The sequence below is a fragment of the Streptomyces antibioticus genome (assembly GCF_002019855.1).
Classification (GTDB): Bacteria; Actinomycetota; Actinomycetes; order Streptomycetales; family Streptomycetaceae; genus Streptomyces; species Streptomyces antibioticus_B.
Window position 1 is genome coordinate 4,510,175 of the sequence record NZ_CM007717.1, and the last position, 14,533, is coordinate 4,524,707.

Here is a 14,533-nt window from a genome sequence, read left to right on the forward strand (position 1 = left end):
CGTGTTCACCACGGCGGGCCCGTTCCGCGTCAGAGCGTTCCGTGGGCGCTACTTCGTCACCGCGATGTTCCGCAGGATCGCCGCCGTCAGGCGCGGGTCGCCCTCCGTCTTCACCCGGTCCGCGACCGCGTCCGGTGTCACCCGGCCGCAGGTCAGCCGGACGAACGTCTCCCAGTCCAGGGAGAAGGAGGCGGCCGGGCCCAGCGCGGGGGCCGTCTCCAGGGTGCCGCGGCCCTGGATGTCCACCCGGATCGTGCGCAGGAACTCCACCGGACCGTGCACGTCGAAGACGACGGCGGAGCTGCGCGGCGCGTCCGAGCGCTCGGCGACCACGGCCGGCAGCTCGGCGAGCAGCACGTCGCGCGCGATGTGCGCGCCGGGGGAGTCGAGGTTGCCGGGGCGGCCGAGGGCGGCGCGCAGATCCTGCTCGTGCACCCACACGTTGAACGCGTGGCCGCGCATCGACTGCTCCAGCGTCAGCTCCGTGCCCAGCGGGCCGCGCACCGTGGTGTCCGGCTGCCGTGTCTCGTTCCGCAACTGGCGGTTGCGGCGGATGATCGACAGCTCCAGCTCGGACGTCATCTCCGGCGCCGTGTGATGGCGGCGGACGTCGACCTGCGCCTCCATGTACCGCTGGAGGTCGGTGTGGACGTGGTAGAGGTCGCGCGGCAGGGAGTGGATCGGGCGCGGATCGCCGTACATCTCGCTGTCGAGGCCGATCACATGGGAGACCACGTCACGGACCGACCAGCCGGGGCAGGGCGTCCGCCGGTTCCACTCGCCTTCCGCAAGCGGCTGGACCAGCTCGGATATCGCTTCGATGGAGTGGGTCCAGGCGTCGGCGTAGGGCTGGAGGGTGGGATGCAGACTCACGGAACGGGACCCCTCGGCGGTCGGTACACGGGCGGTTGTGGCGGCGGTGCCAGTGGGCGGTGGCTGCACTCGGCGGGTGTCTCGGGAGGCTAAGTTACGCTGCTGAGAGGCACCCCGGCAGTGCTTTCGTGTGACGATCGTAGGCCCGTCGGCGCGGGCCGAACGCCAGGACGGTGGTAGTGTGCGCGCTTCCTTGCTCCAAGTTGCCGTGAACGAGGGCGAATCGGTCGAGTTGCGCCGACGCCGGGTCGCCGGACTGGTACGGGAACAGGCCGGGGCGGATCTGGTCGTGCTGCCCGAGCTGTGGACGACGGGCGCCTTCGCCTACGAGGAGTTCGCACGCGAGGCGGAACCCCTCGAAGGGCCCACCTTCGAGGCGATGGCCGAGGCCGCGAGCGACGCGGGCGTGTGGCTGCACGCGGGCTCGATCCCCGAGCGCGACCCCGAGGGCCCGCTCTACAACACCTCGCTCGTCCTCTCCCCCTCCGGTCAGCTCGCCGCGGCCTATCGCAAGATCCACCGCTTCGGCTTCGACAAGGGCGAGGCGGTGCTGATGGGCGCGGGGCGGGAACTGGTGACGGTCCGTCTGCCGGACACCACCCTCGGTCTGGGCACCTGCTACGACCTCCGATTCCCCGAACTCTTCCGCGGTCTGGTGGACGCCGGTGCCGAGACCTTCGTCCTCCCGGCGGGCTGGCCGGAGCGCCGCCGGGCGCACTGGACGCTGCTGGCCCGGGCGCGGGCGGTCGAGAACCAGGCGTTCGTGCTCGCGTGTGGAACGGCCGGGACGCATGCCGGAGTTCCGCAGGCGGGTCACTCGATCGTGGTGGATCCGTGGGGCGAGGTCCTCGCCGAGGCGGGCCCGGGCGAGGAGGTCCTCACGGTGGAGTTCGATCCGGCGCGGACGGCCGAGACCCGCGAGCAGTTCCCGGCGCTGAAGGACCGCGTCCTGGGCGTGGAACGGCCCCGCCGCTAGCGGCCGCCCCGAGGGCGCCCCGGGCGGCCGTCCCGCCTCCCGGCTCAGCCGACGCCCCGCTCCTTCTCGGCGAGGTGGATCACGCACACCGTCACCGCGATCAGCAGTGCCGGATCCGCGTCGTCCCGTACGACGTCCACGCCGTACGTCTCCCTCACCCGCAGCCAGCGCCGGGAGATCACGGCGAGCAGCTCACCGTCGTACTCGACGGCGAACTCCCGGTCCAGGACCTTCCCGCTGACGTCGAGTTCCGTGCGGCCGTCCGCCAGGGACACCCGGTAGTGGTTGCGCAGCAGGGACAGGCGTTTGCGGCGGACCGTGGCCAGCGGCTCGCCGTCCCGCTCGATCACCATGGTGTCCCGCAGCGCCAGCATCTTCTGGCGGATGTCGATGAGGACCCGCCCGCGCGTGTCCTTCAGCTCGAAGGTGTCGCGCAGCCGGATCGCCTTTCCGTCGACCAGGAACACCTTGTTGCCCTGGTCGTCCTCGATCCAGTAGTCGTCGCCGAAGGACAGCAGCCGGTCGCGTACGAGGAATCTCATGTCCTGACGGCTTCCCCGGCGGCCGGTCCGAAACGCCGCCGGTAGGCCGATGGGCTGAGCCCCGTCTCGCGCCGCACGCGCGCGCGGAGGTTGGCCGCGGTGCCCAGGCCGCTGCGCGCCGCCACCACGTCGAGCCGCTCCTCCCCGCGCTCGATCAGCCGGCAGGCGAGCGCCACCCGTTCGCCCGTCAGCCAGGCCAGCGGGGTCGTGCCGAGCTGCGCCCGGAAGCGGCGGTGCAGGGTGGCCGGGCTCACCGCCGCGCGGGCCGCGAGCCCGGCCACCGTCAGCGGCTCCCCCAGCCGCTCCTGCGCCCACGCCAGCAGGGGCGCCAGCGACTCGTCCGGCACGTCGGGCAGCGGGCGTTCCACGAACTGCCGCTGGCCGCCGTCCCGGTGCGCGGCGAACACCAGCCGACGCGAGACGGCGTTGGCGATCTCGGCGCCGTGGTCGCGCCGGACGATGTGCAGGCCGAGGTCGAGCGCGGAGGCGCTGCCCGAGGCGGTGAGGATGTCGCCGTCGTCGACGAAGAGGACGTCCGGTTCGAGGCACACGCGCGGGAAGCGGGCCCGGAACGACTCCGCCCACATCCAGTGGCAGGCCGCCCGCCGGCCGTCCAGGATCCCGGCCTCGGCCATCGTGAACGCGCCCGAGCAGAAGCCGACCAGCCGCGCGCCACGCGCGTGTGCCCGCCGTACGGCGTCCAGGACGCGGGGGGAGCGCGGGGTCTCGGTGTCGGGCCGGTTCGGCACGATCAGCGTGTCCGCGTCCTCGGCCGCCTCCAGACCGGCGACCCCGGTGAGCGTGAAGAAACCGTCCCGCATCCGGGTGAGCGGCCCGTCCGCGCACAGCCGGAAGTCGTACAGCTCCCGCCCCAGCTCGGGGCGGCGCAGCCCGAAGACCTCGATGGCGCAGCTCATCTCGAAGGGGTTGGAGTTCTCGTCGACGATCAGCACGACACGGTGGGGCCGAGGCGCGGGCGACTGCGAGGATTCTTGCGGCATATGCGATTCCTAGCACTCGCCGGTCCCCGCGGGCCACCCCACGATGGGGACATGACCAACGAACCCGTCGCGCTCGATGCCGCCCTCGCCTCCTTCACCCAGCGGTGGAGCCCCCGCATCGTGACCACCGTCAACGACTACGACGTCCGGGTCGCCAAGGTGGAGGGCGAACACCTCTGGCACACCCACGACCACACCGACGAGTTCTTCCTGGTCCTCGACGGCGAACTCCACATCGGCCTGCGCGACGAGGCCGGCGAGCGCACGGTCGTCCTCCCCAAAGGCTCGGTCTTCACCGTCCCCCGCGGCATCGAGCACAAGCCCTACGCCCCGGTCCCCACCGAGATCCTCCTCCTCGAACCCACCGGCACCTCCACGGTCGGCGACCACCACGAGGAGATCCCGTCCCATGTGGACGCGACGACGGGGCACACGCTGACATGACGGCCGGTGACCCGAGGCGACGTGACTGTCGGTGGCGGGTGGCACCCTGGAGGTCATGAACGACTCCTCTCCCCGCCGCGTCCGCGTCCGCGCCCCCGAGCTGACCGGCAAGGGCGGCTGGCTGAACACGGGCGGGCGCCAGTACACCCTGGCCGACCTGCGCGGACGCATCGTCGTGCTGGACTTCTGGACGTTCTGCTGCATCAACTGCCTGCACGTCCTCGACGAGCTGCGGGAGCTGGAGGAGAAGCACCGGGACACCGTGGTCGTCGTCGGGGTGCACTCGCCGAAGTTCGTGCACGAGGCCGAGCACCGGGCCGTGGTGGACGCGGTGGAGCGGTACGGGGTGGAGCATCCGGTGCTGGACGATCCGGAGCTGGCCACCTGGAAGCAGTACGCCGTGCGCGCGTGGCCGACGCTCGTGGTGATCGACCCGGAGGGGTACGTCGTCGCGCAGCACGCCGGTGAGGGGCACGCGCACGCGATCGAGCGGCTGGTCGCCGAGCTGGAGGCGGAGCACGGGGCGAAGGGCACGCTGCGGCGCGGTGACGGGCCGTACGTGGCGCCGGAGCCGGAGCCGACGGCCCTGCGCTTCCCGGGCAAGGCGATCGTCCTGCCGGGCGGGACCTTCCTGGTCAGCGACACCACCCGGCATCAGCTCGTGGAGCTGGAGCCGGACGGGGAGACGGTGGTGCGGCGGATCGGGTCCGGGGAGCGCGGCTTCGCCGACGGTCCGGCCGGTCTCGCCTCCTTCAGCGAACCCCAGGGGCTCGCGCTGCTCGACGACGCGTCGGTGGTCGTCGCCGACACCGTCAACCACGCCCTGCGCCGCCTGGACCTCGGCTCCGGGGAGGTGACGACCCTGGCGGGCACCGGGAAGCAGTGGTGGCAGGGGTCGCCGGTCTCCGGTCCGGCCCGGGAGACCGCTCTCTCCTCGCCGTGGGACGTGGCGGTGTTCGACGGACGCGTGTGGATCGCGATGGCGGGTGTGCATCAGCTCTGGGCCTACGATCCGGCCGACGGGACGGTGGCCGTCGCCGCCGGTACGACCAACGAGGGGCTGGTCGACGGTCCGGCCGCCGAGGCGTGGTTCGCGCAGCCGTCCGGGCTCGCGGTGTCCGCCGACGGGGAGCGGCTGTGGCTCGCCGACTCGGAGACGTCCGCGCTGCGCTGGGTGGACCGCGCGGGTGTCGTCCGCACCGCCGTCGGCACCGGGCTGTTCGACTTCGGACACCGGGACGGCGCGGCCGGGCAGGCGCTGCTCCAGCATCCGCTGGGTGTCACCGTCCTGCCCGACGGCTCGGTGGCGGTCAGCGACACGTACAACCACGCGCTGCGCCGCTACGATCCGGCGACCGGTGAGGTCAGCACGCTCGCCACGGATCTGCGGGAGCCCAGTGACGCGGTGCTCGTCGGTGACGACATCGTGGTCGTGGAGTCGGCCCGGCACCGGCTGACCCGGCTGCGGCTGCCGGAGGAGGCGGTGCGGGTGGAGGCGGTCGCCCACCGCACGCGGCGCGAGGCGACCGAAGTGGCGCCGGGGGCAGTGACGTTGGACGTGGTCTTCCAGGCGCCGGCCGGTCAGAAGCTGGACACCCGGTACGGTCCGGCCACCCGGCTGCTGGTCTCCGCGACCCCGCCCGAGCTGCTGCGCGCGGGCGAGGGGGCCGGTACGGATCTCACCCGGGCGCTGGAGCTGGACCCGGCGGTGACGGAAGGGGTGCTGCACGTCTCGGCGATGGCGGCGTCCTGCGACGACGATCCCGCGGTCGAGTACCCGGCCTGCCATGTCCACCAGCAGGACTGGGGAGTTCCGGTCCGCCTCGTCGAAGGGGCGGCGGACCGGCTGCCGTTGGTCCTGGCGGGGATGGACGCCCCCGAGGCCCCCGACGCCTCCGACGCTCCCGACGCCTCCGCGCCGGCCGGCTGACGGCCTCCCCCGCGGCCCTACGGCCTACGGCGACTCAGCCGCCGTAGCCGTTGTGGTAGCCGTCGCCGGAGCGGCGGTCGTCGACCACGGTCGTGGTCGTCGGGGGGACCATCACCCGGCGGCGCCGGGCGATGCTGCTGAAGGTGGTGACGCCGATCAGTCCGACGATCATCAGGATGACGCCGACCATGTCGAGGTTGACCCCCTGCATGTCCCAGTCGGTCGCGAAAGTGAGGATCGCTCCTGCGGCGATCAGGATGATGCACCCGCCGAGGCCCATGGTGTTGCCTCCCTGTCCGGTCCGGTACGGTCCGGCGGTTCCGGTCCGCGGTCTTCGCACTGGCGGGTACCCCGGCGCGGCCGGACTAGACAGGGACGGGCCCCGGCCTCGCTCCAACTACCCCTGGAGGAAGGCCACCAGGGCGTTCGCCAGCAGATAGGGGTCGGCGTCGCCGCACAACTCCCGTGCGCTGTGCATCGACAGGATGGCCACGCCGATGTCGACGGTGCGGATGCCGTGCCGGGCGGCGGTGATCGGGCCGATCGTGGTGCCGCAGGGCATGGAGTTGTTGGAGACGAACGACTGGAACGGCACGCCCGCCTTCTCGCAGGCCGCGGCGAACACCGCCCGGCCCGAACCGTCCGTGGCGTAGCGGTTGTTGACGTTGACCTTGAGGATCGGGCCGCCGTTGACGCGCGGGTGGTGCGTCGGGTCGTGCCGCTCGGCGTAGTTGGGGTGGACCGCGTGCCCGGTGTCGGAGGAGAGACAGACGGTGCCGGCGAAGGCCCTGGCCCGGTCCTCGTACGATCCGCCGCGCGCGAAGACTGAACGTTCCAGCACGCTGCCGAGCAGGGGTCCGTCCGCGCCGGTGTCGGACTGCGAGCCGTTCTCCTCGTGGTCGAAGGCGGCGAGCACCGGGATGTACGGCAGTTCGGCGCCGGCGGTCGCCACGGCCGCGAGGGCCGCCGTACCGGCGTGCACGGACAGCAGGTTGTCCATGCGCGGTCCGGCCAGCAGCTCCTGGTCGCGGCCCAGGTAGGCGGGCGGTTCCACGGGGTGGGTCATCAGGTCCCAGCCGGTGACCTCGTCGGCGGGCAGCCCGGCCTCCTCGGCGAGGAAGGCGATCAGGTCGCCGGCGCGGACGTCGCCGCCGAGGCCCCAGACGGGCTGGAGGTGGCGCTGCTTGTCGAGCTTGAGGCCGTCGGTGTTGACCGCCCGGTCGAGGTGGATGGCGAGCTGGGGCACGCGCAGCAGCGGGCGGCCGGTGTCCACCAGGCGGGTGGAGCCGTCCCGCAGGGTGAGCCGGCCGGCGATGCCGAGGTCGCGGTCGAGCCAGGAGTTGAGCAGGGGTCCGCCGTAGATCTCGACGGCGATCTGCCGCCAGCCGTGCGCCCCGGTGTCGGGGATCGGCTTGACCCGCAGGTTGGGCGAGTCGGTGTGCGCGCCGATGATCCGGAAGGGGGTGTGCGCCCCGGCACCCTCGGGGACGTACCAGGCCACGATCGCGCCGCCGCGCAGTACGTACCGGCCGCCCGTGGAGGAGGTGTCGTCCCAGGCGTCCGTCTCCACGACCTGCCGGAAACCGGCCTTCTCCAGCCGCTCGGCCGCGTTGGCCACGGCGTGGTACGGCGAGGGGCTCGCCGAGAGGAAGGACATGAGGTCGTCGGTGTGGCCGCGGTCGAAGCGGGCGGGTGCGCTCATGGGTTCACCTTAACGACGGACGAGAGCCCGCCCCCGGTACCGGGAGCGGGCCCTCGTGAGGACGGTGTGGAGAGTCACCGTGCCGGTGACCGGGCGGCATTTTGGCACGCCGTCCCGGTCCCCGTGGCCGGATGGATCAGATCGCGAGCGGATCGCGAGCGGACCGTGGCCGGGAAGAGGTCAGAACGCGGCCTCGTCCAGTTCCATCAGGTCCAGCTCGACGCCCGCGGCGATCTTGCGGGCCAGGGTGACGCCGGGCAGGACGTTGGCCGCGAAGAACTTCGCCGCCGCGATCTTGCCGGTGTAGAACGCCTTGTCCTTCGCGGACGCGGTCTGGAGCTTCTCGGCGGCGACGGCCGCGCCCTTGAGGAGCAGGTAGCCGACGACCACGTCACCGGAGGCGAGCAGCAGGCGGGTGCTGTTCAGGCCCACCTTGTAGATGTTCTTGACGTCCTGCTCGGTCGCGGCGAGGTCGGTCAGCATCAGGCCGACGATGGCCTCCAGCTCGACGGCGGCCTTGGCGAGGTGCTCGCGGGCGCCCGCCAGGTCCTCGCCGCCGGTGCCGAGCGCGAGGAACTTCTTGATGTCCTCGGCGAGGGAGTTCAGCGCGGCGCCCTGGTTGCGGACGATCTTCCGGAAGAAGAAGTCCTGGCCCTGGATGGCGGTGGTGCCCTCGTACAGGGTGTCGATCTTGGCGTCGCGGATGTACTGCTCGATCGGGTACTCCTGGAGGAACCCGGAGCCGCCGAAGGTCTGGAGCGACTGGGCGAGCTGCTCGTAGCCCTTCTCGGAGCCGTAGCCCTTGACGATCGGCAGGAGCAGGTCGTTCAGCGCGTGGTCGGCCTTGGTGTCCTCGCCGGCCGCTTCCTTGACCGCGATGGTGTCCTGCACGGAGGCGGTGTAGAGGACCAGGGCGCGCATGCCCTCGGCGTACGCCTTCTGCGTCATCAGCGAGCGGCGCACGTCGGGGTGGTGGGTGATGGTGACCTTGGGCGCGGCCTTGTCCATGAAGTTGGCGAGGTCGGGGCCCTGGACGCGCTCCTTGGCGTACTCCAGCGCGTTGAGGTAGCCGGTCGACAGCGTGGAGATGGCCTTCGTGCCGACCATCATGCGGGCGAACTCGATGATGCGGAACATCTGGCGGATGCCGTCGTGCTTGTCGCCGATCAGCCAGCCCTTGGCGGGGTGGTTGTCGCCGAAGGTCATCTCGCAGGTGTTGGACGCCTTGAGGCCCATCTTGTGCTCGACGTTGGTGGCGTAGACGCCGTTGCGCTCGCCCAGCTCGCCGGTCTCGAAGTCGAAGAGGAACTTCGGCACGAGGAAGAGGGAGAGGCCCTTGGTGCCGGGGCCGGCGCCCTCGGGGCGGGCGAGGACGTAGTGGAGGATGTTCTCCGACATGTCGTGCTCACCGGAGGTGATGAAGCGCTTCACGCCCTCGATGTGCCAGGAGCCGTCCTCCTGCGGCACGGCCTTGGTGCGGCCGGCGCCCACGTCCGAGCCGGCGTCCGGCTCGGTGAGGACCATGGTGGAGCCCCACTGCTTCTCGACGGCGACCTGGGCGATCTTCTTCTGGACGTCGTTGCCCTCGTCGTAGAGGATGCCGGCGAACGCCGGGCCGGAGGAGTACATCCACACGGCCGGGTTCGCGCCCAGGATCAGCTCGGCGTACGCCCAGATCAGGGACGGCGGGGCGGTCGTGCCGCCGATGCCCTCGGGCAGGCCGAGACGCCAGTACTCGGAGTCCATGAAGGCCTGGTAGCTCTTTTTGAAGGACGCCGGGACGGGCGCGGTGTTGGTGGCCGGGTCGAAGACCGGGGGGTTGCGGTCGGCGTCGGTGAAGGACTCCGCCAGCTCGTTCTCCGCGAGGCGGGTCAGCTCCTCCAGGATGCTCTTCGCGGTCTCGGTGTCCATCTCCTCGAAGGGGCCGCTGCCGTACAGCTTGTCGCGCCCCAGCACTTCGAAGAGGTTGAACTCGATGTCGCGGAGATTCGGCTTGTAGTGCCCCATAACGACGGCTCCGTAGAGAGATCGGCGAGGCACTTGATCCTCGCGCCAGTTCACTTACCAACTAGTAGCTCCGATGATGCTACCCGTCGGTAATAAGTCGCAACCCCGCACCCGTCATCTGTGACGGTTCCCACCGGTGCCCCGCGCCGCCCCACGGGCCCGGCGCGCTCGGTACGCTTGCGCGCATGTACGGCTACGACCAGAACATGGGTGCCCAGCAGCAGTACGCGCCGCCACCGCAGCAGCCGATGGCCGGTGCCTACGGGCAGCAGCCGCCCCTGTATCCCGAGCCGTCCCCGCCCTCGCTCGCGGACGCGGTGCGCGCCTTCACCACCGGGCAACTGGCCGCGGAGGACTTCCAGCAGGTCTTCGCCACGTCCAAGGTGTACTGCCCGCGCGGCGACAACCCCGGGTTCCTCGCCCTGCACAACACCCAGCAGCCGGTGATCCCGATGTTCACCTCCCTCAAGGAGCTGCGCCGGTACGCGGGCAAGGAGTCCAAGTACTTCGTCATCACCGGCGCCGAGGTCATCGACCTGCTGCCCACCGGGTACGGCTTCGTCCTCGACATGGAGGGTGAGCACCGGATGGTCTTCGACGCCAAGGCGGTCGAACAGATGGTGGAATTCGCGATGCGCCGGATGTACGGCTGACGGAACGGCCCGCGTCGCTGGTCACGGCACCGGTCGTCGCACCGGAAACCCCCTCCCCGATTGTCACAGCCATGCCATAGGCTGCGCTCAGGCAGCCGCGCCCCGGGGACCGTCGTCGAGGACGGTCGTCTCCGGACGTCGCGCGGCGCTCTCTCAATCACCCGGCCAACCCGGGTCTTCTGTGGGGGTTCATCACTGTGCGTATGCGCAGCACTTCGGCCGCGACGGCGCTCGCGGTCCTCTTCAGCTCGGCGGCGCTGAGCGTCATGGCGGCGGGGACCGCCTCGGCCACCGCCACCGTCGTCACCAACACCGGCGGTCTCGTCGTGGACGGCACGCTCAAGCGAGTGTTCGTCGGCGACGCGGCGAACGGCCGGATTCTCGCCTCCGACTACAACGGCAACCGGGTCGACATCACCACCGGGCTCGGCAGCGTCAGCGACCTGGCCCTGTCGGACGACGGCACGACCCTGTACGCGGCCCTGCCCAACACGCACCAGATCCTCGCGCTCGACCCGGCCACGCTGGACGTCAAGACGACCTACGCGATCCCGACCGGAACCGGCCCGCGCCACCTGGCCTTCGCCGGCGGCAAGGTGTGGTTCTCCTACGGCGACCAGTGGGACGGCGACCTCGGCTCGGTCGACCCGACGGTGGACCCGGCGGGCGACCCGGAGAGCGGCACCGGCCCGGTGGCGATGGCGCAGATCCCGGCCGAGGGAACCGGATCCGGGATGTGGGGCCAGGCCCTGCTGGACACCGACCCGCTGCGGCCGGGCCTGCTGGCCGTCGGTGAGACCGGGGACTCCACGGGCACCGAGGCCGTCCTCGACGTGTCGAGCGGCACGGCCCAGGTGGTCGCCTGGCACGACAGCTCGTACGCGCTGAACGACGGCGTCGGGGACATCGACCTCGTCGCGGGCGCCGACCAGGTGCTCGTCAACGGCTACGACCGGCACGCCTACGCGAACGGCACCCTCACCAAGGCCGGTGCCTACCCCGGCGGCTGGGCCGCCGACATCGCGCGGGACGGCACGGTCGCCCAGGTCGCCGCGGGCAAGGTCGCGGTCTACCGGCCGAACGCCACCAAGCCGCTGCGCACCTTCACCGTCGGCTCGTCCTCCGACTACTACGCCGCCGCGAGCGTGCGCTGGGCGCCGGACTCCTCGCGGATCTTCGCGCTGGTGCCGAGCGGGGGCACCTACACGCTCCAGGCCCTCACCCAGCCGACGATGAACGTGCCGACGCTCACCGTCAACGCGCCCAGCTCCGCGACCCGCGCCAAGAAGATCACCGTCACCGGCAAGCTCTCGGCGACCGTGGCGCTGCCCGCGGGCGTCAAGCTCACCGTCACCCGCACCGACCTCGACAGCCCGAGCGGCAAGGCGCTGCCCGCCGTCACGGTCAAGGCGGACGGCACGTTCTCCTTCACGGACACCCCGCCGGCCGGCGGCACGGTCACCTACAAGGTGTCCTACGCCGGTGACGCCGCGCACCTCGCGGTCTCCGCGTCCGACAAGGTCACGGTCTCCCGCACCGCCACGAGCCTGAGCCTGAACAACAACGGCAAGCTGTACAACTACGGCGCCGACGTCAAGTTCACGGCGCACCTCGGGAAGACGTACAAGAACCGCACGGTCGAGATCTGGGCGGACCCCTTCGGCGGCGACAAGCCGAAGAAGCTGGTCAAGAAGGCCAAGGTCAACTCCAGCGGCAACATCGTCGCGACGGTCGACATGACCCGCGACACCACCGTCACCGCGGTCTTCGCGGGCGACTCCCGCAACGCGCCGAAGACGGTGAAGGCCACGGCGTACGCCCGGGTCAAGGTCTCCACCGCCGTCTCCAAGCACTACAAGACGGCCAAGATCGGCTCGACGTCGTACTACTGGTTCCACAAGAACACGAACCCGCTGCTCACCACGAGCATGACCTACTACCCGGGCCGCCAGCAGCGCTTCGACCTCCAGGTCTACTACCAGGGTTCGTGGTACTCCCTGGACTCCGAGTACTTCCCCGTCGGTACGAACGGGAAGTCGGCCGTGAGCCTCGGGGCGCCCGGTGAGTCGGGTGTCCGGGCCCGGATGCGCTCGGTGTACGTCAACGGCTCGTCCGGCGACAGCGTGAACTCCACGACCTACGGGGCGTGGAAGTACCTGTACTTCAGCAACTGACCGATCTGATGACCGGCGGCGGTGGGCCCGGAGGGAATGTCCTCCGGGCTTCCGTCGTTGTGGGGTGGCAGGAAGTTCAACGCTCAACTAAACTCGGATGCAGTCGCCCAAGGAGGTACCGACCATGCCCGCAGTGACCGTCGAGAACCCGCTGACGCTGCCGCGCGTCGCCGCGCCGGCCGATGCCGTGTCCCGTCCCGTCCTCGGCGTCACGACCGCGCCGAGCGGTTTCGAGGGCGAGGGCTTCCCGGTGCGCCGGGCGTTCGCGGGGATCCACTACCGCCACCTCGACCCGTTCATCATGATGGACCAGATGGGTGAGGTGGAGTACGCGCCCGGGGAGCCGAAGGGCACCCCCTGGCATCCGCACCGCGGCTTCGAGACCGTCACCTACATCATCGACGGGATCTTCGACCACCAGGACTCCAACGGCGGTGGCGGCACCATCACCGACGGCGACACCCAGTGGATGACGGCCGGCTCCGGTCTGCTCCACATCGAGGCGCCGCCGGAGCACCTCGTCGTGTCCGGCGGGCTCTTCCACGGCCTCCAGCTCTGGGTGAACCTGCCGGCCAAGGACAAGATGATGGCGCCGCGCTATCAGGACATCCGCGGCGGCAGCGTGCAGTTGCTGACCACGCCCGACGGCGGCGCGCTGCTGCGCGTCATCGCCGGTGAGCTGGACGGCCACGCCGGTCCCGGCATCACGCACACGCCGATCACGATGGTGCACGCCACGCTGGCGCCGGGCGCGGAGCTGACGCTGCCGTGGCGCGAGGACTTCAACGGCCTGGCGTACGTGCTGGCGGGCAAGGGCACGGTCGGCACGGAACGGCGTCCGATCCACCTCGGCCAGACCGCGGTCTTCGGCACGGGTGGCTCACTGACCGTCCGCGCGGACGACAAGCAGGACTCCCACACCCCGGACCTGGAGGTCGTCCTCCTCGGCGGCCGGCCGATCCGTGAGCCGATGGCGCACTACGGCCCGTTCGTCATGAACACCAAGGACGAACTCATGCAGGCGTTCGAAGACTTCCAGAAGGGCCGCCTCGGCACGGTGCCCGCAGTCCACGGGATGACGGAGGAGGGCCCGCAGGAGGCCTGAAACCCGGTACGGTACGACGAGGCCCGACGCCGCAACCTTGTTTTGCGACGTCGGGCTTCTGTCATGCGGTCACTACGGCAGCACGTACACCGGCGCCCCGTCGGAAGCGCAGCCGGTCTGGCGCATGCAGCCGCGCTTGAGCAGCATGCGCAGGCAGTCGTGGACCCGCTCGTGCGGCAGCCCCGTACGGGTGGCGATCTCCTCGATCCGGTAGTGGGCCTCACCGCGCAGCAGCGCGGGGGCGAGCACCGCGGCAACGGCGTGGATGTCGTCCGTGACGATCAGGTTCTTCGACCGCCAGGTGGCGAGCAGCTCCGCGGGTGTCGCTTCTTGGCCCCGGGCATCGGGATTCCTGAGAGCGCCCGCGATGTCCTTCAGCGCGTCGGTCATCTGGCGCAGCAGGTCGGTCTGCTCCTTCTGGAACGCCAGGATCATCTCGTCCGCCCGGACGTTCCGCTCCTCCAGCCGCACGATGGCCTCGGCCACCTGATCCGGCATGACGTACGCGGTACCGCCCGAGGGGGCGGGCTGCACGGCGGCGGGTTCGAGGGCGTAGGAGCCGTCGCGCTGGACGGTTGCGATGACCTCGGAGACCCAGGACCTGAAGGGCTGGGCTTCCGGCTTCGTGCAGCCGTTGACGAGCTCGATGAGGCCCCGGAGATTCACCAGCTTCATCGTTGTGCGGAACCCGTGACCTGCGGTATTGCGCCTTGCGTCGCTCAGACCGACGCTTCGTGCAATATCGCCGAACGCTGTTGTGTGCTGTTGTGAGACCGCACTCTGCACGGCGTCTCGTGTGTTGGCGTAGCCGAGATGCTTCGCCACATCCATCGCCGGGAACCAGTGCTCCCCATCCGGCATCGTCAGCCTCCGCACCCGCGCCCCCGTGGCCGCGAACACGAAGTCGTTGATGTCGATCGCGTCCTGCCGTCGGCCCGTCGACTCGTCCGACGGGATGTTGTTCTGCTCGTACATCGAGCATCACCTCCTCGTCGGAACGTAGGCACGAGCGGAGGCAACTGATGTGCGGATTGGTGACGTTCATCCGTTAGGGGAACAGACGTATCGATTCTCCCCTGATATGACACTCCGTCACCCGACCGGCCCGTCCGGGCAGGACATCGTG

The 14,533-nt window shown here is 70.7% G+C and carries 13 protein-coding genes; 6 read left to right on the forward strand and 7 right to left on the reverse strand.

All coding sequences use genetic code 11. The features are described from left to right. Nucleotides 1-48: 48 nt before the first annotated feature. Nucleotides 49-873, reverse strand: coding sequence for a maleylpyruvate isomerase family mycothiol-dependent enzyme (locus AFM16_RS20365; protein WP_078634188.1), 825 nt, complete (start codon nt 871-873; stop codon nt 49-51). Between the two features lie 181 nt (nt 874-1,054). Between AFM16_RS20365 and AFM16_RS20370 the strand changes: the two genes are divergently transcribed. Then, the gene (locus AFM16_RS20370; protein WP_078634189.1) at nt 1,055-1,849 is read left to right on the forward strand and encodes a carbon-nitrogen family hydrolase; all 795 of its coding nucleotides are present in this window, start codon (nt 1,055-1,057) and stop codon (nt 1,847-1,849) included. A gap of 44 nt (nt 1,850-1,893) precedes the next feature. On the opposite strand, the gene AFM16_RS20375 is transcribed toward AFM16_RS20370, so the two are convergent. Continuing rightward, nucleotides 1,894-2,391 (reverse strand): LURP-one-related/scramblase family protein, encoded by a 498-nt coding sequence (locus AFM16_RS20375; protein WP_078634190.1) that lies wholly within the window; start codon nt 2,389-2,391, stop codon nt 1,894-1,896. Then, nucleotides 2,388-3,392, reverse strand: a complete 1,005-nt coding sequence (locus tag AFM16_RS20380; protein ID WP_078634191.1) for a GlxA family transcriptional regulator — start codon at nt 3,390-3,392, stop codon at nt 2,388-2,390. The genes AFM16_RS20375 and AFM16_RS20380 overlap by 4 nt, the downstream gene beginning before the upstream one ends. Before the next feature lie 51 nt (nt 3,393-3,443). Between AFM16_RS20380 and AFM16_RS20385 the strand changes: the two genes are divergently transcribed. Continuing rightward, on the forward strand, nt 3,444-3,836 hold the full coding sequence (locus AFM16_RS20385; protein ID WP_078634192.1) for a cupin domain-containing protein: 393 nt from the start codon (nt 3,444-3,446) through the stop codon (nt 3,834-3,836). A 55-nt stretch (nt 3,837-3,891) separates the two neighbouring features. Beyond that, nucleotides 3,892-5,766 (forward strand): NHL domain-containing thioredoxin family protein, encoded by a 1,875-nt coding sequence (locus AFM16_RS20390; protein WP_078637030.1) that lies wholly within the window; start codon nt 3,892-3,894, stop codon nt 5,764-5,766. Nucleotides 5,767-5,800: 34 nt separating this feature from the next. Here AFM16_RS20390 and AFM16_RS20395 read toward each other — a convergent pair whose 3' ends face one another. The 3 genes from AFM16_RS20395 to AFM16_RS20405 all read right to left on the reverse strand — a co-directional run bounded on the left by AFM16_RS20395 (nt 5,801) and on the right by AFM16_RS20405 (nt 9,475). After that, on the reverse strand, nt 5,801-6,046 hold the full coding sequence (locus tag AFM16_RS20395) for a DUF6458 family protein (RefSeq protein ID WP_030781591.1): 246 nt from the start codon (nt 6,044-6,046) through the stop codon (nt 5,801-5,803). Nucleotides 6,047-6,163: 117 nt separating this feature from the next. After that, complete coding sequence (locus AFM16_RS20400; protein WP_030781593.1) at nt 6,164-7,468, reverse strand: M18 family aminopeptidase; 1,305 nt, start codon at nt 7,466-7,468, stop codon at nt 6,164-6,166. A 180-nt stretch (nt 7,469-7,648) separates the two neighbouring features. After that, nucleotides 7,649-9,475 (reverse strand): acyl-CoA dehydrogenase, encoded by a 1,827-nt coding sequence (locus AFM16_RS20405; protein ID WP_030781595.1) that lies wholly within the window; start codon nt 9,473-9,475, stop codon nt 7,649-7,651. Between the two features lie 185 nt (nt 9,476-9,660). Between AFM16_RS20405 and AFM16_RS20410 the strand changes: the two genes are divergently transcribed. The 3 genes from AFM16_RS20410 (at nt 9,661) to AFM16_RS20420 (ending at nt 13,407) form a co-directional block, all read left to right on the forward strand. After that, nucleotides 9,661-10,128 carry an SseB family protein gene (locus AFM16_RS20410; RefSeq protein ID WP_030781597.1) on the forward strand — a complete coding sequence of 156 codons (468 nt, stop codon included), beginning with the start codon at nt 9,661-9,663 and terminating at the stop codon, nt 10,126-10,128. 203 nt (nt 10,129-10,331) lie between these two features. Continuing rightward, the gene (locus tag AFM16_RS20415) at nt 10,332-12,302 is read left to right on the forward strand and encodes an NHL repeat-containing protein (protein WP_179123290.1); all 1,971 of its coding nucleotides are present in this window, start codon (nt 10,332-10,334) and stop codon (nt 12,300-12,302) included. Between the two features lie 124 nt (nt 12,303-12,426). Continuing rightward, nucleotides 12,427-13,407 carry a pirin family protein gene (locus tag AFM16_RS20420; RefSeq protein WP_030781603.1) on the forward strand — a complete coding sequence of 327 codons (981 nt, stop codon included), beginning with the start codon at nt 12,427-12,429 and terminating at the stop codon, nt 13,405-13,407. A 72-nt stretch (nt 13,408-13,479) separates the two neighbouring features. Here the strand turns inward: AFM16_RS20420 and AFM16_RS20425 are convergent, their stop codons facing one another. Continuing rightward, nucleotides 13,480-14,382: a BRO-N domain-containing protein gene (locus AFM16_RS20425; protein ID WP_078634194.1), complete on the reverse strand. Its 903-nt coding sequence runs from the start codon at nt 14,380-14,382 to the stop codon at nt 13,480-13,482. Nucleotides 14,383-14,533 lie beyond the last annotated feature (151 nt).

What these genes read in the sequence shown, in the direction of transcription:
- AFM16_RS20375 (WP_078634190.1), bottom strand. Translation starts at nt 2,391, where the DNA reads ATGAGATTCCTCGTACGCGACCGGCTGCTGTCCTTCGGCGACGACTAC.
- AFM16_RS20380 (WP_078634191.1), bottom strand. Translation starts at nt 3,392, where the DNA reads ATGCCGCAAGAATCCTCGCAGTCGCCCGCGCCTCGGCCCCACCGTGTC.
- AFM16_RS20385 (WP_078634192.1), top strand. Translation starts at nt 3,444, where the DNA reads ATGACCAACGAACCCGTCGCGCTCGATGCCGCCCTCGCCTCCTTCACC.
- AFM16_RS20390 (WP_078637030.1), top strand. Translation starts at nt 3,892, where the DNA reads ATGAACGACTCCTCTCCCCGCCGCGTCCGCGTCCGCGCCCCCGAGCTG.
- AFM16_RS20395 (WP_030781591.1), bottom strand. Translation starts at nt 6,046, where the DNA reads ATGGGCCTCGGCGGGTGCATCATCCTGATCGCCGCAGGAGCGATCCTC.
- AFM16_RS20400 (WP_030781593.1), bottom strand. Translation starts at nt 7,468, where the DNA reads ATGAGCGCACCCGCCCGCTTCGACCGCGGCCACACCGACGACCTCATG.
- AFM16_RS20405 (WP_030781595.1), bottom strand. Translation starts at nt 9,475, where the DNA reads ATGGGGCACTACAAGCCGAATCTCCGCGACATCGAGTTCAACCTCTTC.
- AFM16_RS20410 (WP_030781597.1), top strand. Translation starts at nt 9,661, where the DNA reads ATGTACGGCTACGACCAGAACATGGGTGCCCAGCAGCAGTACGCGCCG.
- AFM16_RS20415 (WP_179123290.1), top strand. Translation starts at nt 10,332, where the DNA reads ATGCGCAGCACTTCGGCCGCGACGGCGCTCGCGGTCCTCTTCAGCTCG.
- AFM16_RS20420 (WP_030781603.1), top strand. Translation starts at nt 12,427, where the DNA reads ATGCCCGCAGTGACCGTCGAGAACCCGCTGACGCTGCCGCGCGTCGCC.
- AFM16_RS20425 (WP_078634194.1), bottom strand. Translation starts at nt 14,382, where the DNA reads ATGTACGAGCAGAACAACATCCCGTCGGACGAGTCGACGGGCCGACGG.